The organism is Prevotella communis, assembly GCF_022024115.1.
Classification (GTDB): Bacteria; Bacteroidota; Bacteroidia; order Bacteroidales; family Bacteroidaceae; genus Prevotella; species Prevotella communis.
In genome coordinates, this window is record NZ_CP091792.1 from 2,009,264 (window position 1) to 2,028,602 (window position 19,339).

The following is a 19,339-nucleotide window of genomic DNA, read 5'->3' on the forward strand; positions in this document are numbered from 1 at the left end:
CAACCTTTTCGCGGAATGTCCAACTTTTTTACATGTTTTAGCATGCTATCGTCAGAACTGGAAATAGATAAAGGGCTGTATCTCACTGCTTTTTACCTGGATGACCAGATAGATGACAGCAGTGATGAGGAGGGCACACAGCACTACACCGCCCCACTCCAACACACGCACGCAACGCGCCTGGAAGGTATCGGGCACGAAATGGGTGACATAGCCAAACAGCATCATGGCGAAGACAATCCAATAGCCGGTGACAACCTGCTCGAAGAGCTCAGGATGGAAATTGGTGGCAATCTGCGTGATCATCACCCACGAAGCCTCGAAGGTGTGATTGCGGAAGAATATCCAGCAGAAAGCCACGAAATGGAATGTCAGGAGCACAGACAGCAACCAGCGCAGACCCGTGCTGTGATAGTGCTTTTCGTGATGGAACACATGTTCGCGCGTCCACTTATGCAGGGCCAGTGCCACACCATGCATACCTCCCCACGCTACAAAATTGAGACTGGCACCATGCCACAGTCCGCCCAGGAGCATCGTGATAATCAGGTTGACATACTGGCGCACCTTACCCTTACGGTTGCCTCCCAGGGAGATATAGATATAGTCACGAATCCACGACGACAGCGAGATATGCCAGCGACGCCAGAAGTCAGTGATGCTCTCAGAACGGTAAGGGGCGTTGAAGTTCATGGGAAAACGGAAGCCCAACAGCAGGGCGATACCGATAGCCATATCACTATAGCCAGAGAAGTCGCAATAGATCTGAAGGGTATAGCCATAGACACCCAAGAGATTCTCCACACCACTATAGAGCGAGGGATTATCGAAGATGCGGTCCACGAAATTCAGGGAGATATAATCGCTGATAACGGCCTTTTTGAACAGACCGATAGCGATGAAATAGCAGCCCTGGGCAAACATCTGCGAGGTAATCTCAAGAGGTTTGCGAATCTGTGGGGCGAAGTCGCGCGCACGGACTATAGGTCCTGCCACCAACTGGGGGAAGAACGACACATAGAAGGCGTAGTCGAGCAACGAAGGCAAGGGTTTCAGATCACCACGATACACGTCGATGACATACGACATAGACTGGAACGTGAAGAACGAAATTCCCACTGGCAGGAAGATGTCCCAAGGCTGGAAATTGCTGCCCACCATCTGCGCCCACATGCCGGCGAAGAAATTGGTGTATTTGAAATAGCCAAGAAGACCCAGGTCGATAAATAACGACAAAGCCACAAGCCATTTAGACCGATGAACAGACAGGACGCGTGCTATGATATAATCGCTCAGCGTGACCACAGCCAACAGACCGAAATAGAGGCCGCTGGACTTATAATAGAAATAATAGGAGAAGGCGGTCACAAACAGCAGACGCAGGGTGAGCGTACGCTGAAGGAGCATATATATAAAGGTAAAACACAGGAACACCATCAGAAACAAGCCCGAGGAGAATATCATGGGTTCGTCTGAATGGTAGGTCAGAAGATGCAAAAGACGTTCACTCATGGCTGTTGCTGTTTATAAATATCGAATCCTGCTAAAAGACTCTTTACCAGATGGGTGGCCAGTCGGCGCCCACCGGCATGGGAGATATGGGTATAGTCCTTGTTGGCATAGCCCTTGTCCACCAGCGTCTTCATACTCTCGCGTCCGCCCATGGCCTGGAAGAGGTTGAAGAAAGCTACCTGCTCATTGGCTGCCATGATCTGCTGATAACCAACGAACGACTCAACGCCCGCCATGGTGTGGATACCCTCCATAGAACGCTGGTCGCGGTCGGTCATACTGACAACGAGGATGCTGGTATGGGGATAGGCTGCCTTGAAATGGCGGATAACGCTTCCCATCTGATGGATATATGAAGAATAGTTGCGTACCTTCTCATTGGCCACATTCAATCCGAAGTGGAAGATAATGAGGTCGTAAGGACGTTGGGCAGCAAACTCGCGCAGTACGGCAGAGGGAATAGAACCCAAGGTGACACCCGACGAGCCACGCATACTAAAATTGTCCACAATGATGCCCTGATTACTCTCCAAAGCAACGCCATAAAGGTAAGTCTTGGGCGAGGCAGCAGAGACGGAATAGATGATTTTATGCATGGAGGGATGATGCTTGGTGAAGGTCTGGAGCTGTCCGTCGCCACCAATAACGTCACTGACAAGTGTGTCGCTATTCATCTTTGTTGCCACGGTGATAGTATCTTCCGTCCTAAAGAAGAAGGTGGCTTTCTGCCAGTTGTTCAGGTGCTTGCGCGACTTAGAGCCCTGATAGACAAACGTGGCTCTGTTGCCGTCGATGGTGAAATAGCGCTGGGCGATGCTCTGCACCTGCGCATTGAACGGGCGCTTCACCACTTCGTATTCTCGCAAGCCCTCGAAGGAATGACGGACGGTCTGACGGAAGCCATAGATCTGACTGGCACAATCGACCCACCCCACGCCATTGCCGCCAAACTGCGTCTGTAGCTGTTCACGGAGGTCGCACGACAGGATATCGCCCTCTACGAAAGAGTCGCCGAAATAAGCGATGCGCACCGGACGGTTCAGCTCCTTGACACGTGCCAACTGCTGATAGAAATGGTGCATGCCGCCAGATTGCCCCTGACCATAATCGGCAATCATCGTAACACCTTCCGGCGTGGTCTGGGGCTGTATCATTCGGGGGATGACGGTATCAACACCGTCAATGGAATCGTACACCACGACGGTATCGGGAACCGACGCCACAACAGATGGGGGCTCGGGAATGTCAAGCACCTCTGTGCTGTCTGTCCCTGAAAGTGTTTCGGGCAACAGGTCGCTGAGTATATTCACTTGGCGCAACTCATTATCTCCCAGATAGATTGTCGGGAGAAAACGCATCGCAAAAAGAATCACCACAACCAGCCCTACTAATATGAAGGTACGTGCTGCTTGGTTCATTAAGCCTGGGCTTTCAGGAATTTATCGAGCACCTCGATACCTTTTATCGTACAGATGCCTCGAAGAGAGATAAACATGATATTATTCAGGACACTCTCAATAGAGAAATGTGCATACAGACGCTTCTGAAGGAAGAGCTGACCAATAGAGTCAAACAGAATGGTCACCAGGTCATGGTGGATGTCTTCACGGAAATAGCCCTCCTTGACACCCTTATCCAAAAAAGCAGCCAACTCCTTTCTGTTTTCCTCACGGCTCTTCTCCAAGTACGCCATCACCTTGGGATATTTCTCTATGTCATCATAGAACGATGGACTGGTGAAACGAAACTCTTCCACCTTTACCTTGTAGACATTCAAGATAATATCCATCACATTCGTGTTACCCTTTACAAACTCGGACATTTCTTTCTCGCGTCGCTGATTGTAGCTCTTGATACCTTCAAAGAGCAAAACCTCCTTATTGTCGTACAACTCGTACATCGTACGCTTGGATATATTCAGCGTGCGGGCAATGTCGTCCATCTTAACGGCCTTAATGCCTTTTTTAGCAAATAATGTCATCGCAGTATCCAGGATTTTTCCTTTCAACCCCTGCCGATATGCCGATAAACTCTTTAATTCTTGCATAAGTATTAGTTTTACGCTGCAAAGTTACTAAAAAGATTAAAAAACACTTGTATTTTTCGTCGATTTTTTGTACTTTTGCATACCATTTTTAATTTGACTCAATTATCTATTACACGTATGGTAAAAATTTCTAAAGAGGCAGCTTTGGAATATCACCAAAGCGGTCGCCCAGGAAAAATTGAAGTAAAGCCCACGAAGGCTTACAGAACACAAACAGATCTAAGCTTGGCATATTCTCCTGGAGTAGCTTATCCATGTCTGGAAATTCAGGATAACCCAGATGATGCTTACAAGTACACCGACAAAGGTAATCTGGTAGCAGTTATCTCGAATGGTACCGCCGTCCTCGGACTAGGCGATATCGGTGCCCTGAGCGGAAAACCCGTGATGGAAGGTAAGGGACTGCTCTTCAAGATTTACGGCGGTATTGACGTGTTTGATATCGAAGTCAACGAAAAAGACCCTGAGAAATTCTGTGAGGCTGTGGAGCGTATCGCCCCCACTTTTGGTGGTATCAACCTGGAAGACATCAAGGCTCCTGAGTGCTTCTACATCGAGGAGCGTCTGAAGAAGACCCTCGACATCCCCGTGATGCACGACGACCAGCATGGTACTGCTATCATCAGTGCTGCCGGTTTGAAGAATGCGCTGGAGGTTGCCAAGAAGGACATCAAGCAGGTGCGCATCGTGGTGAATGGCGCTGGTGCAGCTGCCATCTCTTGCACAAAGCTCTACATGGCACTGGGTGCACAGAAAGAGAATATCGTGATGCTCGACTCAAAGGGTGTGATCAGCACCAGTCGTACAGACCTAAACGAGCAGAAGAAATTCTTTGCTACTACCCGCACGGATATCCACACACTTGCCGAGGCCGTGAAGGATGCCGACGTATTCGTAGGCCTGTCAAAAGGAAATGTTCTCTCACAGGATATGGTTCGCTCAATGGCGAAGGACCCCGTGATCTTCGCACTGGCTAACCCTGTGCCCGAGATTTCATACGAGGATGCAATGGCCGCTCGTCCCGACGTACTGATGTCAACAGGTCGTACGGACTATCCCAACCAGATTAACAACGTTATCGGTTTCCCCTATATCTTCCGTGGTGCGCTCGACGTACACGCTACGGCTATCAACGAGGAGATGAAGATGGCTGCCGTTCACGCTATCGCCGACCTGGCCAAGAAGCCCGTGCCCGACGTGGTGAACGATGTGTACAAGGTGAACAACCTGAAGTTCGGACGTGACTACTTCATTCCAAAACCTGTTGACCCACGACTCATCTCTGAGGTGAGTGCCGCTGTGGCAAAGGCTGCTATCAAGAGTGGCGTGGCCCGTAAGAAGATTGAGAACTGGGGACAGTACAAGGCTTCATTGTCAGTACTCCTCGGACAGGAGACCAAACTGACCCAGAAGCTCTATGCTACCGCTGCTGCTCATCCCCAGCGCGTAGTCTTCGCTGAGGCTGTACATCCCACCATGCTGAAAGCTGCTGTTCAGGCTAAGAGCGAGGGTATCTGTCAGCCCATCCTGCTGGGTAACGACGAGGTGATCGAGAAGATGGCCAAGGAACTGGATCTGAATCTGGATGGCATCGAGATTGTGAACCTGCGTCATCCCAATGAGCAGGAGCGCCGCGAACGTTATGCCCGCGTACTGGCAGAGAAGCGTCAGCGCGACGGCTATACTTTCCAGGAGGCTAACGATAAGATGTTTGAGCGCAACTACTTCGGTATGATGATGGTAGAGACGGGCGATGCTGATGCTTTCATCACAGGTCTGTACACCAAATACTCTAATACAATCAAGGTAGTAAACGAGGTGATTGGAATCCGTCCTGAGTACAAGCACTTCGGCACGATGCATATCATCAACTCTCCCAAGGGTACGCTGTATGTAGGCGACACACTGGTGAACGAGAACCCTGATACAGAGACACTGGTTGATATTGCAAAACTATCGGCAACGGCTGTACGCTTCTTTAACGAGAAGCCTGTCATCTCCATGATTTCCCACTCAAACTTCGGTTCTTCCCAGAGCGACGGTGCCAAGAAAGTGCGTGCTGCTGTAGAACAGATGCAGAAGGACTATCCCGACCTGGCTATCGATGGTGAGATGCAGATCAGTTTCGCACTCAACAAGGAGTTACGCGACGAGCAGTATCCATTCACTCGTCTGAAGGGTAAGGATGTAAACACACTGGTATTCCCCAACCTCACCTCAGCACGTTCAAGCTACAAGATGCTGCAGATGCTGGATGCCGACGTGGAAATCATCGGCCCGATTCAGATGGGACTGAACAAGCCCATCCACTTCATCGACTTCGGTGCTTCAGTTCGCGACGTGGTCAACATCGTGGCTGTGGCTGTGATCGATGCCTATGTGGATAAGATCAAGACAAGAATCAATAAACGATAAGAACTTATGGTGATGCATCAAGTAATTCTTTCACTCGGTGCCAACTATCAAGCGGAAAAGAATCTGCCCGAAGCACAAAAAAGCCTCGGGCAGATACTCTTTTCACCACATTATACGGATGCTATCTGGACAGAACCGATAGCCAGTAAACGAACGGATCTTTATCTGAATCAACTGGTCAAAGCACAGACAGAACTTGATTTCGAGGCTTTGATAAAGGCTATCAAGGAGATAGAGATTTGGCACGGACGCACGCCGGAAGAGCGCGAACAGGGTATTGTACGTATAGATATTGACGTCTTAGAGTTTGACGGCGTACATCATCACCAACGCGACTGGGAACGTCCTTACGTAAAAGACCTCTTACCTCAGCTTTAACGCATCCCCTACCCTGATCTGGTAATCGGGACTCAGGTGATTCATCTTATACAGCGACTCCAGACGGATGCCGTATTTCTGGGCAATAGTATACATGGACTCACCTTCACGGATATAGTGCAGTCTGTCCTTGTATTCCTTGGGCGCACGCTTCTGTTTTTTCTTCAGCCAGATAACTTCACCTTCCTGCAAGCGGTCGTCGCGGTCGCGCTCATTATAGCGGGCAATCTTCTTGTATGAGATACCTATCTCTTCGCCAATAGAACGGAACGTGTCTCCCCTGCGCGCATAGATAAAGTAGTTCTTGTTATACTTACCCATGGGATGAAGGGGCTGACCATTCTGCATGTGGTCCTTCGTATGGGCTTCCAAAGTCTTATCGTACGAGCGCGCCTTGTCGTACTCATAAAGATGGTACAACTGGATGATGTCTATCAGGCGATCGGCATACTTGGGGTTGGTAGCATAACCGGCAGCTTTCAAGCCACGGGCCCAACCTTTATAGTCGGTAATCTTCAAACCGAAGAGTCCACGATAGCGCTGACCGGAAGCCAGGAAACGAGAGTGGTCTTCATACGACTCGTAAGCAGAATTATAGGAACGGAAACACTCGTTGCGCGCATCATCATCCTTATAGATAGTACGACCTGTCCACCCGTGGCACTTAATACCAAAGTGGTTGTTGGCCTTACGGGCCAAGTCGCTGTCACCAGCCCCACTCTCCAGCAAACCCTGAGCCAAGGTGATGCTGGCAGGAATCTTCCATTTCAGCATCTGCTCAATAGCACAATCCTTATACTGGTTGATATAGTTCTGGTAACGGGCATTCCAGACAGACTGGGCACTCGCTACAGAGGAAAGACAAAAAGCGACAAACGCAACGAGATAAGTTTTCTTAATCATTTCTGCAAAAGAGAAGAAGGGCTCTCGAATTTCTTCGGGAGCCCATCGGGATATTAGAGTTTCAAATCTTTCTTCAGGAGTTCAATCTTAGCTTCTGCTGCCTTTGTGCAACGCTCATAATCGGCTGCGCCAGAGAAGCTTGCGTCCTTAATTTCCGTGTAAAACTTAATCTTTGGCTCAGTACCTGAAGGACGAACGGAAACCTTGGTACCGTCCTCACAGAACCACTGCAGTACGTTAGAGGTGTCAGGCATATCCAACTTGGTAACATTGCCCTGAGCATCCTTAGCCTCAAGGGTCTTGTAGTCTTTCACCAAGACAACCTTTGAGCCGCCCAATGTCTGGGGAGGATTGTTACGGAAGTCGGTCATCATCTGCTTAATCTCATCGGCACCGGTCTTACCAGGACGAACCACGTTGATAGTGTACTCCTTAGAGAAGCCGTACTCCTTATAGATATTCATAAGCAGGTCATAGAGCGTCATACCGTTGTCACGAGCCCAAGAAGCAATCTCACAAATCAAGCAGATAGAAGCGGGAGAATCCTTATCGCGTACCTTGTCAAATGGCAGGAAGCCAAAGCTTTCCTCACCACCACCGATATACTTCTTCTTGCCTTCGTTCACGCGAATCTCGTTGGCAATCCACTTGAAGCCGGTGTAGCAGTCCATCAGTTCTACGCCATTCTTCTTGGCAATCTCGGCAATAACCTCGGTAGTCACGATAGTCTTCACGAGGAACTCATTACCCTTCAACTGACCAAGTTTCTTCTTGTTGGCAATGATGTACCAGCAGAACATCATACAGGTCTGGTTACCATTCAGGATTTCCCACTCACCCTTGGCATTGCGGCAAACAATAGCCAAACGGTCGGCATCGGGGTCTGAGGCAATCACCAGGTCAGCATTGAGCTTCGTACCCAGTTTCATACCCAGTGTCATAGCCTCGGCATTCTCGGGGTTAGGAGAAACGACTGTGGGGAAGTTTCCATCGATAACCATCTGCTCGGGTACTACATGAATATTCTGGAAGCCCCAAGAACGCAGAGCCATAGGAACAATCACACGACCAGTACCATGCATAGGTGAGTATACGATATTGAGGTCTTTCTGACGCAGGATAACATCCTGATCGACCATAGCCTCTTTTACGGCTGCGATATAGTCCCAGTCCATCTCACCACCAATAGGAATGATCAGGTCTTTGTTGCCCTGGAACTTCACATCCTCAATCTTAACCTTGTTTACCTCGTCAATGATACCCTTGTCATGGGGAGCCAATACCTGAGCACCATCGTCCCAGTAAGCCTTGTAACCATTATACTCGCGGGGGTTGTGAGAAGCGGTGACATTGACACCAGCCTGACACTTCAACTGACGGATAGCGAAAGAAATCTCCGGTGTAGGACGGAGGCTCTCAAAGAGATAAACCTTGATGCCGTTGGCTGAGAAGATATCTGCAACTGTCTCAGCAAACATACGGCCATTGTTACGACAGTCGTGTCCTACAACCACAGCAGGCTGCATGTTGGGGAATGCCTTGTTGATGTAGTTGGCAAATCCCTGAGTAGCCATACCTACAATATACTTATTCATGCGGTTGGTGCCAGCACCCATAATGCCACGCAAACCACCCGTACCGAATTCCAGATTCTGATAGAAAGCGTCGATAAGTGCACTTTTATCCTCTGCGTCAAGCATAGCCTGAACTTCCTTGCGGGTCTCCTCGTCGAAAGCAGGAGAGAGCCACACCTTTGCCCGTGCCTCGCACTGGGCAATGAGTTGAGCGTTGTTTTCCATTTTATGTCTTTTAAGTTAATAATTCATCTGAGGGGCAAAGTTAATAAACTTTTCCCAAATAACAAAGAAAAAGAGAGGTTTTATTTTTCCAAAGGCTTTACGTAGCGCATGTTGGCACGTATCTGCCTCTGACGTTTTTTCATATAGCGACTAGGTTCCTTACTGCTAAACCGACGTGGATTGGGTAGCGTGGCAGCAATAAGGGCACACTGACTGGGCGTCAGGTCCTTGGCATCACATCCAAAATGCTCTTCGGCTACAGCCTGCACGCCATAGATACCAGGTCCCATCTCGATGGAATTGAGATAGACTTCCATGATACGTTCCTTTGACCAGAACACCTCTATCAAGACAGTAAAGTAGGCTTCCAATCCCTTACGTACCCAGGAACGACCGGGCCACAAAAATACATTCTTGGCTGTCTGCTGACTGATTGTCGAAGCGCCCAATCTGTTTTTCTCAGGATGCTCTTTATTACGCTTGGCTGCATACTGGATAGCTTCGAAGTCGAAGCCCCAGTGATCAGGGAATTTTGCATCCTCACTGGCCATCACAGCAAGTGGCATGGATGGCGACATCTCGTCTAGTGTCACCCACGTATGACTCAGCTTCATCTCGTCCAACTGGAAGAGACGGATAAACATCAGCGGGGTGTAATAGACTGGTAAAAACTTCAGCACTACCACAGAAAGAATGGTAGTGCCGAAGAATAATGCCAAGCCCCATTGGGCTATTTTTCTAATGCGTTGAAGAATTGCTTTCAATTGTTAATTGTCAATTATCAATTCTCAATTGCCGTTTACTTCAATGTGCCAGCCTCAGCAGCCTTGACCATAGCCTCAGAAGCATACATATATACTTCTACGCGACGGTTCTGCTTCTTGCCCTCTGCTGTAGAGTTATCAGCAACAGGATTCTTTGAGCCCTGACCCTCTACACGCTTGATGTTAGAAACACCAAGTTTCTTCAGCTGGCTCTCAACAGCCTTTGCACGCTTCTCTGAAAGAGGATTGTTGATAGCATCGGTACCTGTGCTGTCTGTGTGACCAAAGATAGCTACGTCTACATCGCTGTTGTTCTTCAGCACATCAGCAATCTGCTTGATGGTGTTCTGAGAAGAAGCGTTCAATGTAGATGAGTTGGTAGCAAAGAGGATACCGCTATCAAAAGTAACCTTCACACCCTGCAGGCCATTGGCATCAGTAACGGTCTCAACCTGAGCGTTCTTCACAGCCTCAGCCTCAGCCTTCACCTTATCCATGTGCTTACCAATCAGAGCACCAGTACCAGCACCAACAGCAGTACCGATAGCAGCACCTACTGCTGTATTACCAGCTACCTTACCAACGATAGCGCCAAGCACTGCACCGCCGGCTGCACCGATTGTTGTTCCCTTGGCCAGATTGCTACAACCTGCCATGACGATTCCTGCACAGAGTGTCAGGATGATTGTCTTCATTTTCTTCATAACGTTTTAGTTTTTATTTATAAAAATGTTAAACATGCTCTTTTCAACGTGCAAAGATAGAAAAAAAACTCAATTCGCAATCTACAATTCTCAATTATTTTGTACCTTTGCACAAAATTTTTAAAGATATTGAACAAAACATGGCAAAAGAATTAAAAGATTTAACAAAAAGAGCCGATAATTACAGCCAGTGGTTCAACGACCTTGTTGTCAAGGCCGACCTCGCTGAACAGTCGGCTGTACGTGGCTGTATGGTTATCAAGCCCTATGGATATGCCATTTGGGAGAAGATGCAGCACGAGCTTGACCGTATGTTCAAGGAGACTGGCGCTCAGAACGCTTATTTCCCCCTGCTGATACCAAAGTCATTCCTCAGCCGTGAGGCCGAGCACGTAGAGGGCTTCGCCAAGGAGTGCGCCGTGGTGACTCACTATCGTCTGCGCGCCAAGGAAGACAAGAGTGGTGTTGAGGTTGACCCCTCTGCCAAACTCGAAGAGGAACTCATTGTCCGTCCTACTTCAGAAACAATTATCTGGAACACCTATAAGAACTGGATTCACTCTTGGCGCGATCTGCCCCTGATGTGCAACCAGTGGTGTAACGTAATGCGCTGGGAGATGCGTACACGTCCTTTCCTCCGCACCAGTGAGTTCCTGTGGCAGGAAGGTCACACCGCTCATGCCACTCGCGAAGAGGCTGAGCAGGAGGCACAGAAGATGCTGAAGGTCTATGCCAAGTTCGCTGAGGAGTGGATGGCCGTACCCGTTGTCCAGGGTGTTAAGAGTGAGACCGAGCGTTTCGCCGGTGCACTGGATACCTACACCATCGAGGCTATGATGCAGGACGGTAAGGCCCTACAGAGCGGAACCTCTCACTTCCTGGGTCAGAACTTCGCCAAGGCTTTCGAGGTTACATATCTCAATAAGGAGAATAAGCCTGAATATGTATGGGCTACATCATGGGGCGTTTCTACCCGTCTGATTGGTGCACTCATCATGACACACTCTGACGATAACGGTCTGGTATTGCCTCCACGTCTGGCTCCTATCCAGGTAGTGATTATTCCTATCGCCACCAAGCCCGAGCAGATGGAACTGGTCAACAAGGAGGTTCAGCCTATCATCGAGAAGCTTCGCAAAGCTGGCATCACAGTGAAGTTCGACGACTCAGACAATAAGCGTCCTGGATTCAAGTTTGCCGACTACGAATTGAAGGGTGTTCCCGTACGTCTGGTACTGGGTGCCCGCGATCTTGAGAATGGCACCATCGAGGTGATGCGTCGTGACACTCTGGAGAAAGAGACTCGCTCTATCGAGGGTATCGCAGAATATGTTGAGCAATTGCTCGAGGATATCCAGAAGAACATCTTCGAGAAGGCCAAGACTTATCGTGATGCACATATCTACGAGTGCGACAACTACGAGGAGTTCAAGGAGCGCATCAAGGACGGTGGTTTCTTCCTCTGCCACTGGGACGGTACAGCCGAGACCGAGGCAAAGATCAAGGAAGAGACTCAGGCAACTATCCGCTGCGTGCCATTCGGCGTAGAGCAGACACCTGGTGTCGATATGGTAAGCGGCAAGCCTTCCAAGGCTCGTGTTATCATTGCCCGCAGCTACTAAGTTCCGGAACCAAATTACAACAGAATAGAAAAAAGACCGATATCCTTCGCGGGTATCGGTCTTTTATTGTATCAATAATCCTAGCAGAGCAAAGAGCCTATCTGATAGACCACAGCAGAGACCACCCAGGCAAGACAAGTGGTGTAAACGGCAGACACGCAAGCCCAACGCCAGGAGCCGGTCTCGTTCTTAATAGCAACGACAGTAGCTATACAGGGGAAATAAATCAGCACAAAGAGCAGGTAGCAATAGGCCTGCAGAGGCGTGAGCGACTCCAGTCCGCCCAGCACACCAATAGATGATGCAACAATCTCCTTAGCGCCAACACCGGTGATAAGCGATACATCCAACTGCCAGTTGAAGCCCTGAGGGGCAAAGACTGGTGCAACGGCCTGTCCCATGCGGCCAATGATACTGGTCTCCATCGACTCTGCCACTCCCGTAAAACTGAAATAGCCCATAGCCCACACCAGGATACTGGCAACCAGGATGATACCACCCATTTTCTTCAGATATTCCTTACCCTTCTCCCATGTATGGCGCACCACAGCCTTCAGTGTGGGGAAACGATAAGGCGGCAGTTCCATCACAAACGGAGTATCGTCACCCTTGATGATAAAGGAAGAGAATACCTTACTTACCACCACCGAAAGCAGGATACCAATGGCATAGAGGGATATCATAATCCACGACTGATACTCTACGGCGAAGAAGGTACCGATAATCATGATATAAATAGGTAGGCGTGCAGAGCACGACATCAAGGGGAGTATCATCATCGTGATGAGACGTGAGCGACGGCTCTCAATGGTACGGGTAGCCATCACGGCTGGCACATTACAGCCAAAGCCCATGACAAGAGGGATGAATGACTTGCCGTGAAGTCCCATCTTATGCATCAATTTGTCCATGATGAAAGCAGCACGGGCCATATAGCCAGAGTCCTCCATGATGGAGATAAAGCAATAGAGGATAAGAATCTGGGGAAGGAACACAATAACGCTGCCAACACCGCCAATGACACCGTCGACAAGCATCGAACGAAGCGGACCGTCCTCCATCGTAGTACCTATCCACTCGCCCAACCACTCTACACCGGCATCTATCCAGTCCATAGGATACTGGCCCAGCATGAAGGTGGTCTGGAACATGATGAAGAGAATGGCGAAAAAAACGGGGAAGCCCCATACCTTATGCGACAGTATATGGTCTATGCGGTGGGTCGTGCGATAGGTATCCTCCTTGGTTCCCGTCACATAACCAGCTTCCTTCAGCGCACCATTGATAAAGCCATACTTGGCATCCATGATGGCGGTCTCGGAATCAGAACCTGTTTCCTCCTGCACACGTGCAGCAGCCACATCTCGTGCCTGAAGGAGCTGCTTACGATCCTCAGGACGATGTTCCTCGGCAAGATGCTGTCCAATATACTGCAGCACATCACTATCGTGCTCCAGGAGCTTGATAGCCAGATAACGGGTAGAATAACGCTGACGGATATGTTCATCAGCCTTCAGGTACTGCTGGATATGACTGATACCCTGTTCTATCTCGTGACCATAGTTGATATGCAGATGTCGCGAGGTACCCTGTTTGCCCTCATAGACCTGAATCACGGCACGGAAAAGTTCCTTGAGTCCCCTACCCGTCTTAAACGACGTAGGAATCATGGGCATGCCAAAAAGAGACGAGAGCGTAGGGATATCCAGTTTGTCGCCACGACGTTCAAACTCGTCATACATATTCAGGGCGCACACCATACGCACATTCATATCCACCAACTGGGTGGTGAGATACAGGTTGCGCTCCAGATTAGAGGCATCCACCACATTAATCACCACGTCGGGCATCTGTTCCGAGAGATGTTTTCTGACATAAAGTTCCTCAGGACTATAGCACGAGAGGGAATAAGTACCGGGCAGGTCGGTAAGCAGAAACTCATAACCGAACATCTGTGCGTGGGCCTCGGCGGCATCCACGGTGACACCACTATAGTTGCCCACATGAGCATGGGCACCAGAAGCGAAATTAAATAGCGAGGTCTTACCACAGTTGGGATTGCCCACCAGTGCCACATGTATCGTACGGCGCTGCTGCAAGGCCCGGTGCTGTAGGTAGTCCTCCTCGTGCCCTTGCAGCACTACCTGCGATTCCATCTCGTGTGCTTCAGAGACAGAAACCACCACCACCTGCTCGGCCTCCTGACGACGAAGTGACACCTCATAGCCCATTATACGGTATTTCACGGGATCCTGAAGGGGCGCATTCTGCAGCACCTCTACGGTCTGTCCCTTGATAAATCCCATCTCTATGATACGCTTGCGGAAGCCACCGTGACCCAACACCTTCACGATAACACCCTGCTCTCCATTTTTCAATTCAGAAAGTTTCATGTTTTAATAACGCTTCTTTGACATGCAAAGTTACAAACTTTTTGCGGAAAAGCCAGCAATACAGTTTGTTTTTATAAAATAATACCTATAAATAAGGAGTATATCACAGTATTTTACCTGAACTACTCCTCAATATTTGTGAGCGACCTGGCAAACGACGAAAAGAGGTTTGCGATGCTCTCTGCTGGATTATATCGGAAAAAGCGGGCGGAGCGACGTGCGTTCCACACCATGGCCGACTTATTACTTGTATGAACAAAGATATCTTTTCCCTGAGAGAAGCGCATCTGCTCCTGACTATGCGGGATGGCCGATGCAAAGCGGTCGATATCAAAGTTGGAAGGAAGGACCTCAAAAGGCAACTCTTCCTGTTGCAGGCCCAGCAGTTCTACGAGGAGGGCACCTTCCAACTGTATCATCTTATGAAGATGCAGCTTCTTAAACCACGTTTTAATCTGCTCCCTGTCCACCTGAGTGCCACGCTCGCGAATCAGCTCGCCGGTAACCAACATCTGTCTCACCCACTGGTCATCACGCAGCAGAGCATAAGCCAAATGAACAAAGGCATCCAGCAACTGATAGTCGGCAGAGGCAGTATCGGTCTTCTCGGCAATAGCCGCAAGCCCTTTCTTCAAACGGGGAGACAGTAAGGAGAGGTCATACTCAGGACGAGCGCGGCGGGAGGAAAATAGTGAAGCCCACTCTTTGACCACGTCAGGGGAGATAATCTGAATGAAATACTGTTCATTGAGCACCTCCAGTCCGGCATAGGTCTCGGCCTCGACACCATGAGCCTGGGCAAACAACATCGTCTTCCGCCATTTGCATGCCGACATCGGTTCGACCTTTTCCTGTTGACCGAACACGCCTGCACGCAAAAGGCGAAAGAAATTTCGTGTTGTTACATCCATTCTATTTTAATGCTCAAATCCTCAAATTTCAAACCTTAAATCTCAAACCTCAAACCTATAGCGTTACGCCGTTCTTGAATATTGAAATCTCGCGGTAGTCGTTTTCCTCATTACGGGCTTTCTCGCCAGAGGCAACAGCCAGCACCTTATCGATAAACTCGGGCACGAGTTCCTCCATCGTACGACCCTGAATGAGTTGTCCGGCAGAGAAATCCACCCAGTTGGGCTTACGCTCGGCCAATGTAGGATTGGTGGCAATCTTCATCGTAGGAACAAAGGTGCCGAAGGGCGTACCACGGCCAGTGGTAAACAATACCAGGTGACAACCGCAAGAAGCCAGAGCGGTAGAAGCCACGAGATCATTACCAGGAGCAGAGAGGAGGTTCAGGCCTGTAGCCGACAGGCGGTCTCCGTATTCCATCACACCGCTCACAGGGGCACGACCACATTTCTGCGTACAACCAAGGGCCTTATCCTCGAGGGTAGAGATACCACCTGCCTTGTTACCAGGACTGGGGTTCTCGCCTACGGGTTCGCCGTGGCTCAGGAAATACTCCTTGAAATTATTAATCATCGAAACAGTCTTCTCAAAGAGCTGAGGCGTCTCGCAACGGTTCATCAGAATCGTTTCAGCACCAAACATCTCAGGCACCTCGGTCAATACGCTCGTACCACCCTGTGCCACGAGCCAGTCGCTGAACTCACCAACAAGGGGATTGGCGGTGATACCGCTGAATCCGTCAGAGCCACCACACTTCAAGCCTACACGCAGTTTGCTGACAGGCACATCCTCACGGCGGTCTTTGCTGGCAATAGCGTAGAGCTCACGCAAAATCTGCATGCCAGCCTCAACCTCGTCGCCATCAACCTTCTGAGTAACGAGCAAGCGGATGCGGTCTTTGTCGTAATCGCCCAAGAGCTTCATGAAGTCATCAGGCTGGTTGTTCTCACATCCCAGGCCCAGTACCAATACTGCTCCGGCATTAGGATGAAGCACAATGTCGCGAAGCACCTTGCGGGTATTCTCGTGGTCACCGCTCAGCTGCGAACAACCGTAGTTGTGATGCCAGGTATAGATAGAATCGATATCCTTGCAACCGGTCTCCTCACGCAACTGTTTTGCGAGGCGCTCGGCAATACCGTTGACACAGCCCACAGTAGGCACAATCCATATCTCATTACGTACGCCCACATCGCCATTCTTACGAACATAACCCTTAAAGGTCCTGTTCTCCTTCTTGATATTAAGTACCTCGTTAACAGGAGAATATGTATATTCAAGCGTACCAGACAGATTCGTCTTCAGATTATTCTCATTCACCCATTCGCCAGCTTTCAAATCCTTAAGAGCATGACCAATAGGATAGCCGTATTTAATGATGTTCTCACCCTGCTTCACATCGCGCAACAGCACCTTATGACCAGCAGGTACATCCTCGGCCAGCACCACACGTTCGCCACCAGCTTCGATGACGTCGCCTTTTTTCTTTTCTACCAAACAGACAACGACAGAGTCTGCAGGATTGATTTTGAGATAAGTTTTAAGTTCCATAAATAATAGTTTGTTTTTTATCCGACATTCGTTCGGCGATAGAATTCAATGTTTTCCTTGACCAGCAGTTCAATAGGCATGTAGTTCACGGGATTCACCTCCTTCTTCAGTACGATAGCCTGGAAAAGGGTCTCCACGCAGGCATAGCCCTGCATATAGGCATGCTGGGCAATCAGGAACGAGATACTGCCCTGGCGCACACATTCGGCATTCTTTGGCACCATATCGTAACCCATAATCTGCACGTTACGACGATTGGTACGCAACAGGAACTCGCCAACGAGGTGGGCCTTGGAATTGAAGGTGATACAATGGTGCACATGAGGATGCTCCTTGAAGAAGTCCTCCAGGATCTTATCGTATTGTGCCTTCGTACCACCAAGAGGGAGATCAACGTCAATAATTGAAATTTCAGGGAAGTGGTCACGCATATAATGACGGAAGCCAGTCTCACGGTTGGACTGCTGCTTAGAACCGACATGTCCGTTGTTGAGCTGCTTCATCATCATAATCTCCTGTTCCTTAGATGCAATCAGCATCATCATACGGGCTGCAAAATAGCCACTCTGGAAAGAGTCCTGACCATAGAAAGCCAATGGCTTCAAATCCGGCAGATAGGAGTCAAGCAAGATGAAAGGAATAATACGGTCGGACAACTGTTCCGTGAAATCGCGAGTGATATCCAGTCGGGCTGGCACTACGATGACACCATCAGGATTAGCATCCAGACATTCCTTGGCAATATTCTCAAAAGAAGCCGAGTTGAAGCGCTCGTAATACAAAATCTTCAGGGAGATATGGAAATCACGCCTGAGGGCGGTACATGCCTTCACGCCTTCTTCAATCTCGTCCCAATAGGCTTCACTTTCGTGCATCGGAATGACGCAACAAAACAAATAATCCTTATTATAAGCCAATGCTGAAGCATATACATTAGGCTGATAATCCATTTCTGCCAAGGCCTTCTCTACCTTCTCCCGTGCTGCAGGAGACACGTTAGGCCTTTCATGCAAAACGCGGTCGACAGTGCCCACTGACACTCCCGCCCGCTCTGCGATATCCTTAATTCTAATCTTTTCAGTTGCCATAACTTTCTGATATTTCGTGTAAAGGTATGAAATCTTTGCCGAATAACAAAAAGTTATGGCAGATTTTATTCATATTTGATAACGACGTTGCGTTTCTGAACGGTGTTCGTCGTGGGCGCACCCAGGATGGTGACACGCTGTTTGGGGTCTTCTGTATCAACACCATTGTCGAGCGCCCAGCTCTTCACACATTTAGCCGTGAACGAGCCGCCACTGACAACAATACCCTTATCGCCCTTCACAGCCTTGGGCTTTCCTTCGTCATTACCACCTTTTGTCTCGGCATACAGCGTTCCGCCACAGAACTTCACGCTATCGGCGCAGTTGATACCCTTGCCGCCATCACCCTTACTGGTGATAGTCAGGGTTCCGGCTGTCATCAGGAACAGGCTGTCACACTTGATACCCGCTGCAGAAGAGGCATCCTCTACCCCTTCGACAGTTTCAGTCTCACAGTCGCCAGATGTCGTGATGGTCGTAGTACCACCAGCTATCGTGGTACGGGCCTCACAACGGATACCGCGAGCCGCATCAGCTTTCACGTCAATGGTCAGCACACCATCGTTAATCGTGAAGCCATCGTTTACTTTGATGCCGTTAGAACCCGTATCTTCCACATCAATCTTGATGGTGCCGCCATTCATAACGATATAGTCGTCGCAGGCAATGCCATTCTTTCCGTTGCCATTGATTGTGAGTGAACCAGTTCCGCCAAAGTAAATCTGTCCCTCGCTGAACAAAGTACCCTTCTGGTCGAATGTCCGTTCGGCATAATTTTCACCATCCGTCAAGGTATTCACCGTACCATCCGCCAAGGTCAGGAACAGACTTTTGCCACACTGGTTATTGATTGCGGCTCCATCCGGATTGGTAATACTGACACCATTCAGGATGATGCCATACTTCTTCAGGCTGTAGACCAGGAGAGAACCATCAGAGGTTGAACCACTAAGGGTCAGTTCCAGGAATCTGTCGATATTGGAGGTAATCACCACATCGCCACCCGTTTGCGTATAGGAGACAGAGTCAACATCACCTGTCAGTTGGACGGTGGTACCATCCCATACGATATTCACGGCAAGGGTGTCACGTACAACGACCGTAGTATCGCTGTCATTCTCCTTTTCATCATCCGTCACGGTCTTATATCCATCATATTCGCTGGTATCGTCATCGCCACACGATGTCATCATGCCACCAGTTAGCGCCATCAGGAAGACGGCAAGAAAATACTTTTTCATCATCTTTACT

The 19,339-nt window shown here is 49.2% G+C and carries 15 protein-coding genes; 3 read left to right on the plus strand and 12 right to left on the minus strand.

The features are described from left to right. Nucleotides 1-51: 51 nt before the first annotated feature. From L6468_RS08125 to L6468_RS08135, 3 genes are read right to left on the minus strand one after another with little or no spacing between them, the layout of a single operon-like run. A complete protein-coding gene (locus tag L6468_RS08125) occupies nucleotides 52-1,512 on the minus strand; it encodes an MBOAT family O-acyltransferase (RefSeq protein ID WP_237792879.1) in 1,461 nt (486 codons plus the stop codon). After that, entirely contained in the window at nucleotides 1,509-2,930 is a 1,422-nt protein-coding gene (locus tag L6468_RS08130; protein WP_237792880.1) for an SGNH/GDSL hydrolase family protein, read from the minus strand. Before L6468_RS08130 ends, L6468_RS08125 begins: the two co-directional genes overlap by 4 nt. Then, complete coding sequence (locus tag L6468_RS08135; protein WP_091819182.1) at nucleotides 2,930-3,559, minus strand: TetR/AcrR family transcriptional regulator; 630 nt, start codon at nucleotides 3,557-3,559, stop codon at nucleotides 2,930-2,932. The genes L6468_RS08130 and L6468_RS08135 overlap by 1 nt, the downstream gene beginning before the upstream one ends. Before the next feature lie 117 nt (nucleotides 3,560-3,676). Here L6468_RS08135 and L6468_RS08140 point away from each other — a divergent pair, with 117 nt between their 5' ends. Continuing rightward, nucleotides 3,677-5,974, plus strand: a complete 2,298-nt coding sequence (locus L6468_RS08140) for an NADP-dependent malic enzyme (protein WP_091819183.1) — start codon at nucleotides 3,677-3,679, stop codon at nucleotides 5,972-5,974. Between the two features lie 12 nt (nucleotides 5,975-5,986). After that, nucleotides 5,987-6,352, plus strand: a complete 366-nt coding sequence (locus tag L6468_RS08145) for a 2-amino-4-hydroxy-6-hydroxymethyldihydropteridine diphosphokinase (protein ID WP_176944349.1) — start codon at nucleotides 5,987-5,989, stop codon at nucleotides 6,350-6,352. Here L6468_RS08145 and L6468_RS08150 read toward each other — a convergent pair. The 4 genes from L6468_RS08150 to L6468_RS08165 form a co-directional block, all read right to left on the minus strand. Next, entirely contained in the window at nucleotides 6,338-7,255 is a 918-nt protein-coding gene (locus tag L6468_RS08150) for a glucosaminidase domain-containing protein (protein WP_091819185.1), read from the minus strand. The two genes, L6468_RS08145 and L6468_RS08150, sit on opposite strands and share 15 nt — an antisense overlap. Nucleotides 7,256-7,308: 53 nt before the next feature. Beyond that, complete coding sequence (locus L6468_RS08155; protein WP_237792881.1) at nucleotides 7,309-9,054, minus strand: phospho-sugar mutase; 1,746 nt, start codon at nucleotides 9,052-9,054, stop codon at nucleotides 7,309-7,311. An 80-nt stretch (nucleotides 9,055-9,134) separates the two neighbouring features. After that, complete coding sequence (gene mtgA, locus L6468_RS08160) at nucleotides 9,135-9,809, minus strand: monofunctional biosynthetic peptidoglycan transglycosylase (protein ID WP_237796662.1); 675 nt, start codon at nucleotides 9,807-9,809, stop codon at nucleotides 9,135-9,137. A gap of 44 nt (nucleotides 9,810-9,853) precedes the next feature. Beyond that, a complete protein-coding gene (locus tag L6468_RS08165) occupies nucleotides 9,854-10,522 on the minus strand; it encodes a YiaD family glycine zipper/OmpA-like lipoprotein (RefSeq protein ID WP_091819187.1) in 669 nt (222 codons plus the stop codon). A gap of 140 nt (nucleotides 10,523-10,662) precedes the next feature. Here L6468_RS08165 and proS point away from each other — a divergent pair, with 140 nt between their 5' ends. Then, nucleotides 10,663-12,144: a proline--tRNA ligase gene (gene proS, locus L6468_RS08170; protein WP_091854979.1), complete on the plus strand. Its 1,482-nt coding sequence runs from the start codon at nucleotides 10,663-10,665 to the stop codon at nucleotides 12,142-12,144. An 80-nt stretch (nucleotides 12,145-12,224) separates the two neighbouring features. Here proS and feoB read toward each other — a convergent pair whose 3' ends face one another. From feoB to L6468_RS08195, 5 genes are all read right to left on the minus strand, one after another. Then, nucleotides 12,225-14,537: a ferrous iron transport protein B gene (gene feoB / locus L6468_RS08175; protein ID WP_091819189.1), complete on the minus strand. Its 2,313-nt coding sequence runs from the start codon at nucleotides 14,535-14,537 to the stop codon at nucleotides 12,225-12,227. 122 nt (nucleotides 14,538-14,659) lie between these two features. Beyond that, nucleotides 14,660-15,448 (minus strand): hypothetical protein, encoded by a 789-nt coding sequence (locus tag L6468_RS08180; RefSeq protein ID WP_237792882.1) that lies wholly within the window; start codon nucleotides 15,446-15,448, stop codon nucleotides 14,660-14,662. Nucleotides 15,449-15,503: 55 nt separating this feature from the next. Further along, entirely contained in the window at nucleotides 15,504-17,000 is a 1,497-nt protein-coding gene (locus L6468_RS08185; RefSeq protein ID WP_091854975.1) for a UxaA family hydrolase, read from the minus strand. Between the two features lie 17 nt (nucleotides 17,001-17,017). Further along, a complete protein-coding gene (locus L6468_RS08190; protein WP_237792883.1) occupies nucleotides 17,018-18,088 on the minus strand; it encodes a LacI family DNA-binding transcriptional regulator in 1,071 nt (356 codons plus the stop codon). 65 nt (nucleotides 18,089-18,153) lie between these two features. Continuing rightward, nucleotides 18,154-19,332 (minus strand): carbohydrate-binding domain-containing protein, encoded by a 1,179-nt coding sequence (locus tag L6468_RS08195; RefSeq protein ID WP_091819193.1) that lies wholly within the window; start codon nucleotides 19,330-19,332, stop codon nucleotides 18,154-18,156. Between the last annotated feature and the right edge of the window lie 7 nt (nucleotides 19,333-19,339).

What these genes read in the sequence shown, in the direction of transcription:
- L6468_RS08125 (WP_237792879.1), bottom strand. Translation starts at nt 1,512, where the DNA reads ATGAGTGAACGTCTTTTGCATCTTCTGACCTACCATTCAGACGAACCC.
- L6468_RS08130 (WP_237792880.1), bottom strand. Translation starts at nt 2,930, where the DNA reads ATGAACCAAGCAGCACGTACCTTCATATTAGTAGGGCTGGTTGTGGTG.
- L6468_RS08135 (WP_091819182.1), bottom strand. Translation starts at nt 3,559, where the DNA reads ATGCAAGAATTAAAGAGTTTATCGGCATATCGGCAGGGGTTGAAAGGA.
- L6468_RS08140 (WP_091819183.1), top strand. Translation starts at nt 3,677, where the DNA reads ATGGTAAAAATTTCTAAAGAGGCAGCTTTGGAATATCACCAAAGCGGT.
- L6468_RS08145 (WP_176944349.1), top strand. Translation starts at nt 5,987, where the DNA reads ATGCATCAAGTAATTCTTTCACTCGGTGCCAACTATCAAGCGGAAAAG.
- L6468_RS08150 (WP_091819185.1), bottom strand. Translation starts at nt 7,255, where the DNA reads ATGATTAAGAAAACTTATCTCGTTGCGTTTGTCGCTTTTTGTCTTTCC.
- L6468_RS08155 (WP_237792881.1), bottom strand. Translation starts at nt 9,054, where the DNA reads ATGGAAAACAACGCTCAACTCATTGCCCAGTGCGAGGCACGGGCAAAG.
- L6468_RS08165 (WP_091819187.1), bottom strand. Translation starts at nt 10,522, where the DNA reads ATGAAGAAAATGAAGACAATCATCCTGACACTCTGTGCAGGAATCGTC.
- proS (WP_091854979.1), top strand. Translation starts at nt 10,663, where the DNA reads ATGGCAAAAGAATTAAAAGATTTAACAAAAAGAGCCGATAATTACAGC.
- feoB (WP_091819189.1), bottom strand. Translation starts at nt 14,537, where the DNA reads ATGAAACTTTCTGAATTGAAAAATGGAGAGCAGGGTGTTATCGTGAAG.
- L6468_RS08180 (WP_237792882.1), bottom strand. Translation starts at nt 15,448, where the DNA reads ATGGATGTAACAACACGAAATTTCTTTCGCCTTTTGCGTGCAGGCGTG.
- L6468_RS08185 (WP_091854975.1), bottom strand. Translation starts at nt 17,000, where the DNA reads ATGGAACTTAAAACTTATCTCAAAATCAATCCTGCAGACTCTGTCGTT.
- L6468_RS08190 (WP_237792883.1), bottom strand. Translation starts at nt 18,088, where the DNA reads ATGGCAACTGAAAAGATTAGAATTAAGGATATCGCAGAGCGGGCGGGA.
- L6468_RS08195 (WP_091819193.1), bottom strand. Translation starts at nt 19,332, where the DNA reads ATGATGAAAAAGTATTTTCTTGCCGTCTTCCTGATGGCGCTAACTGGT.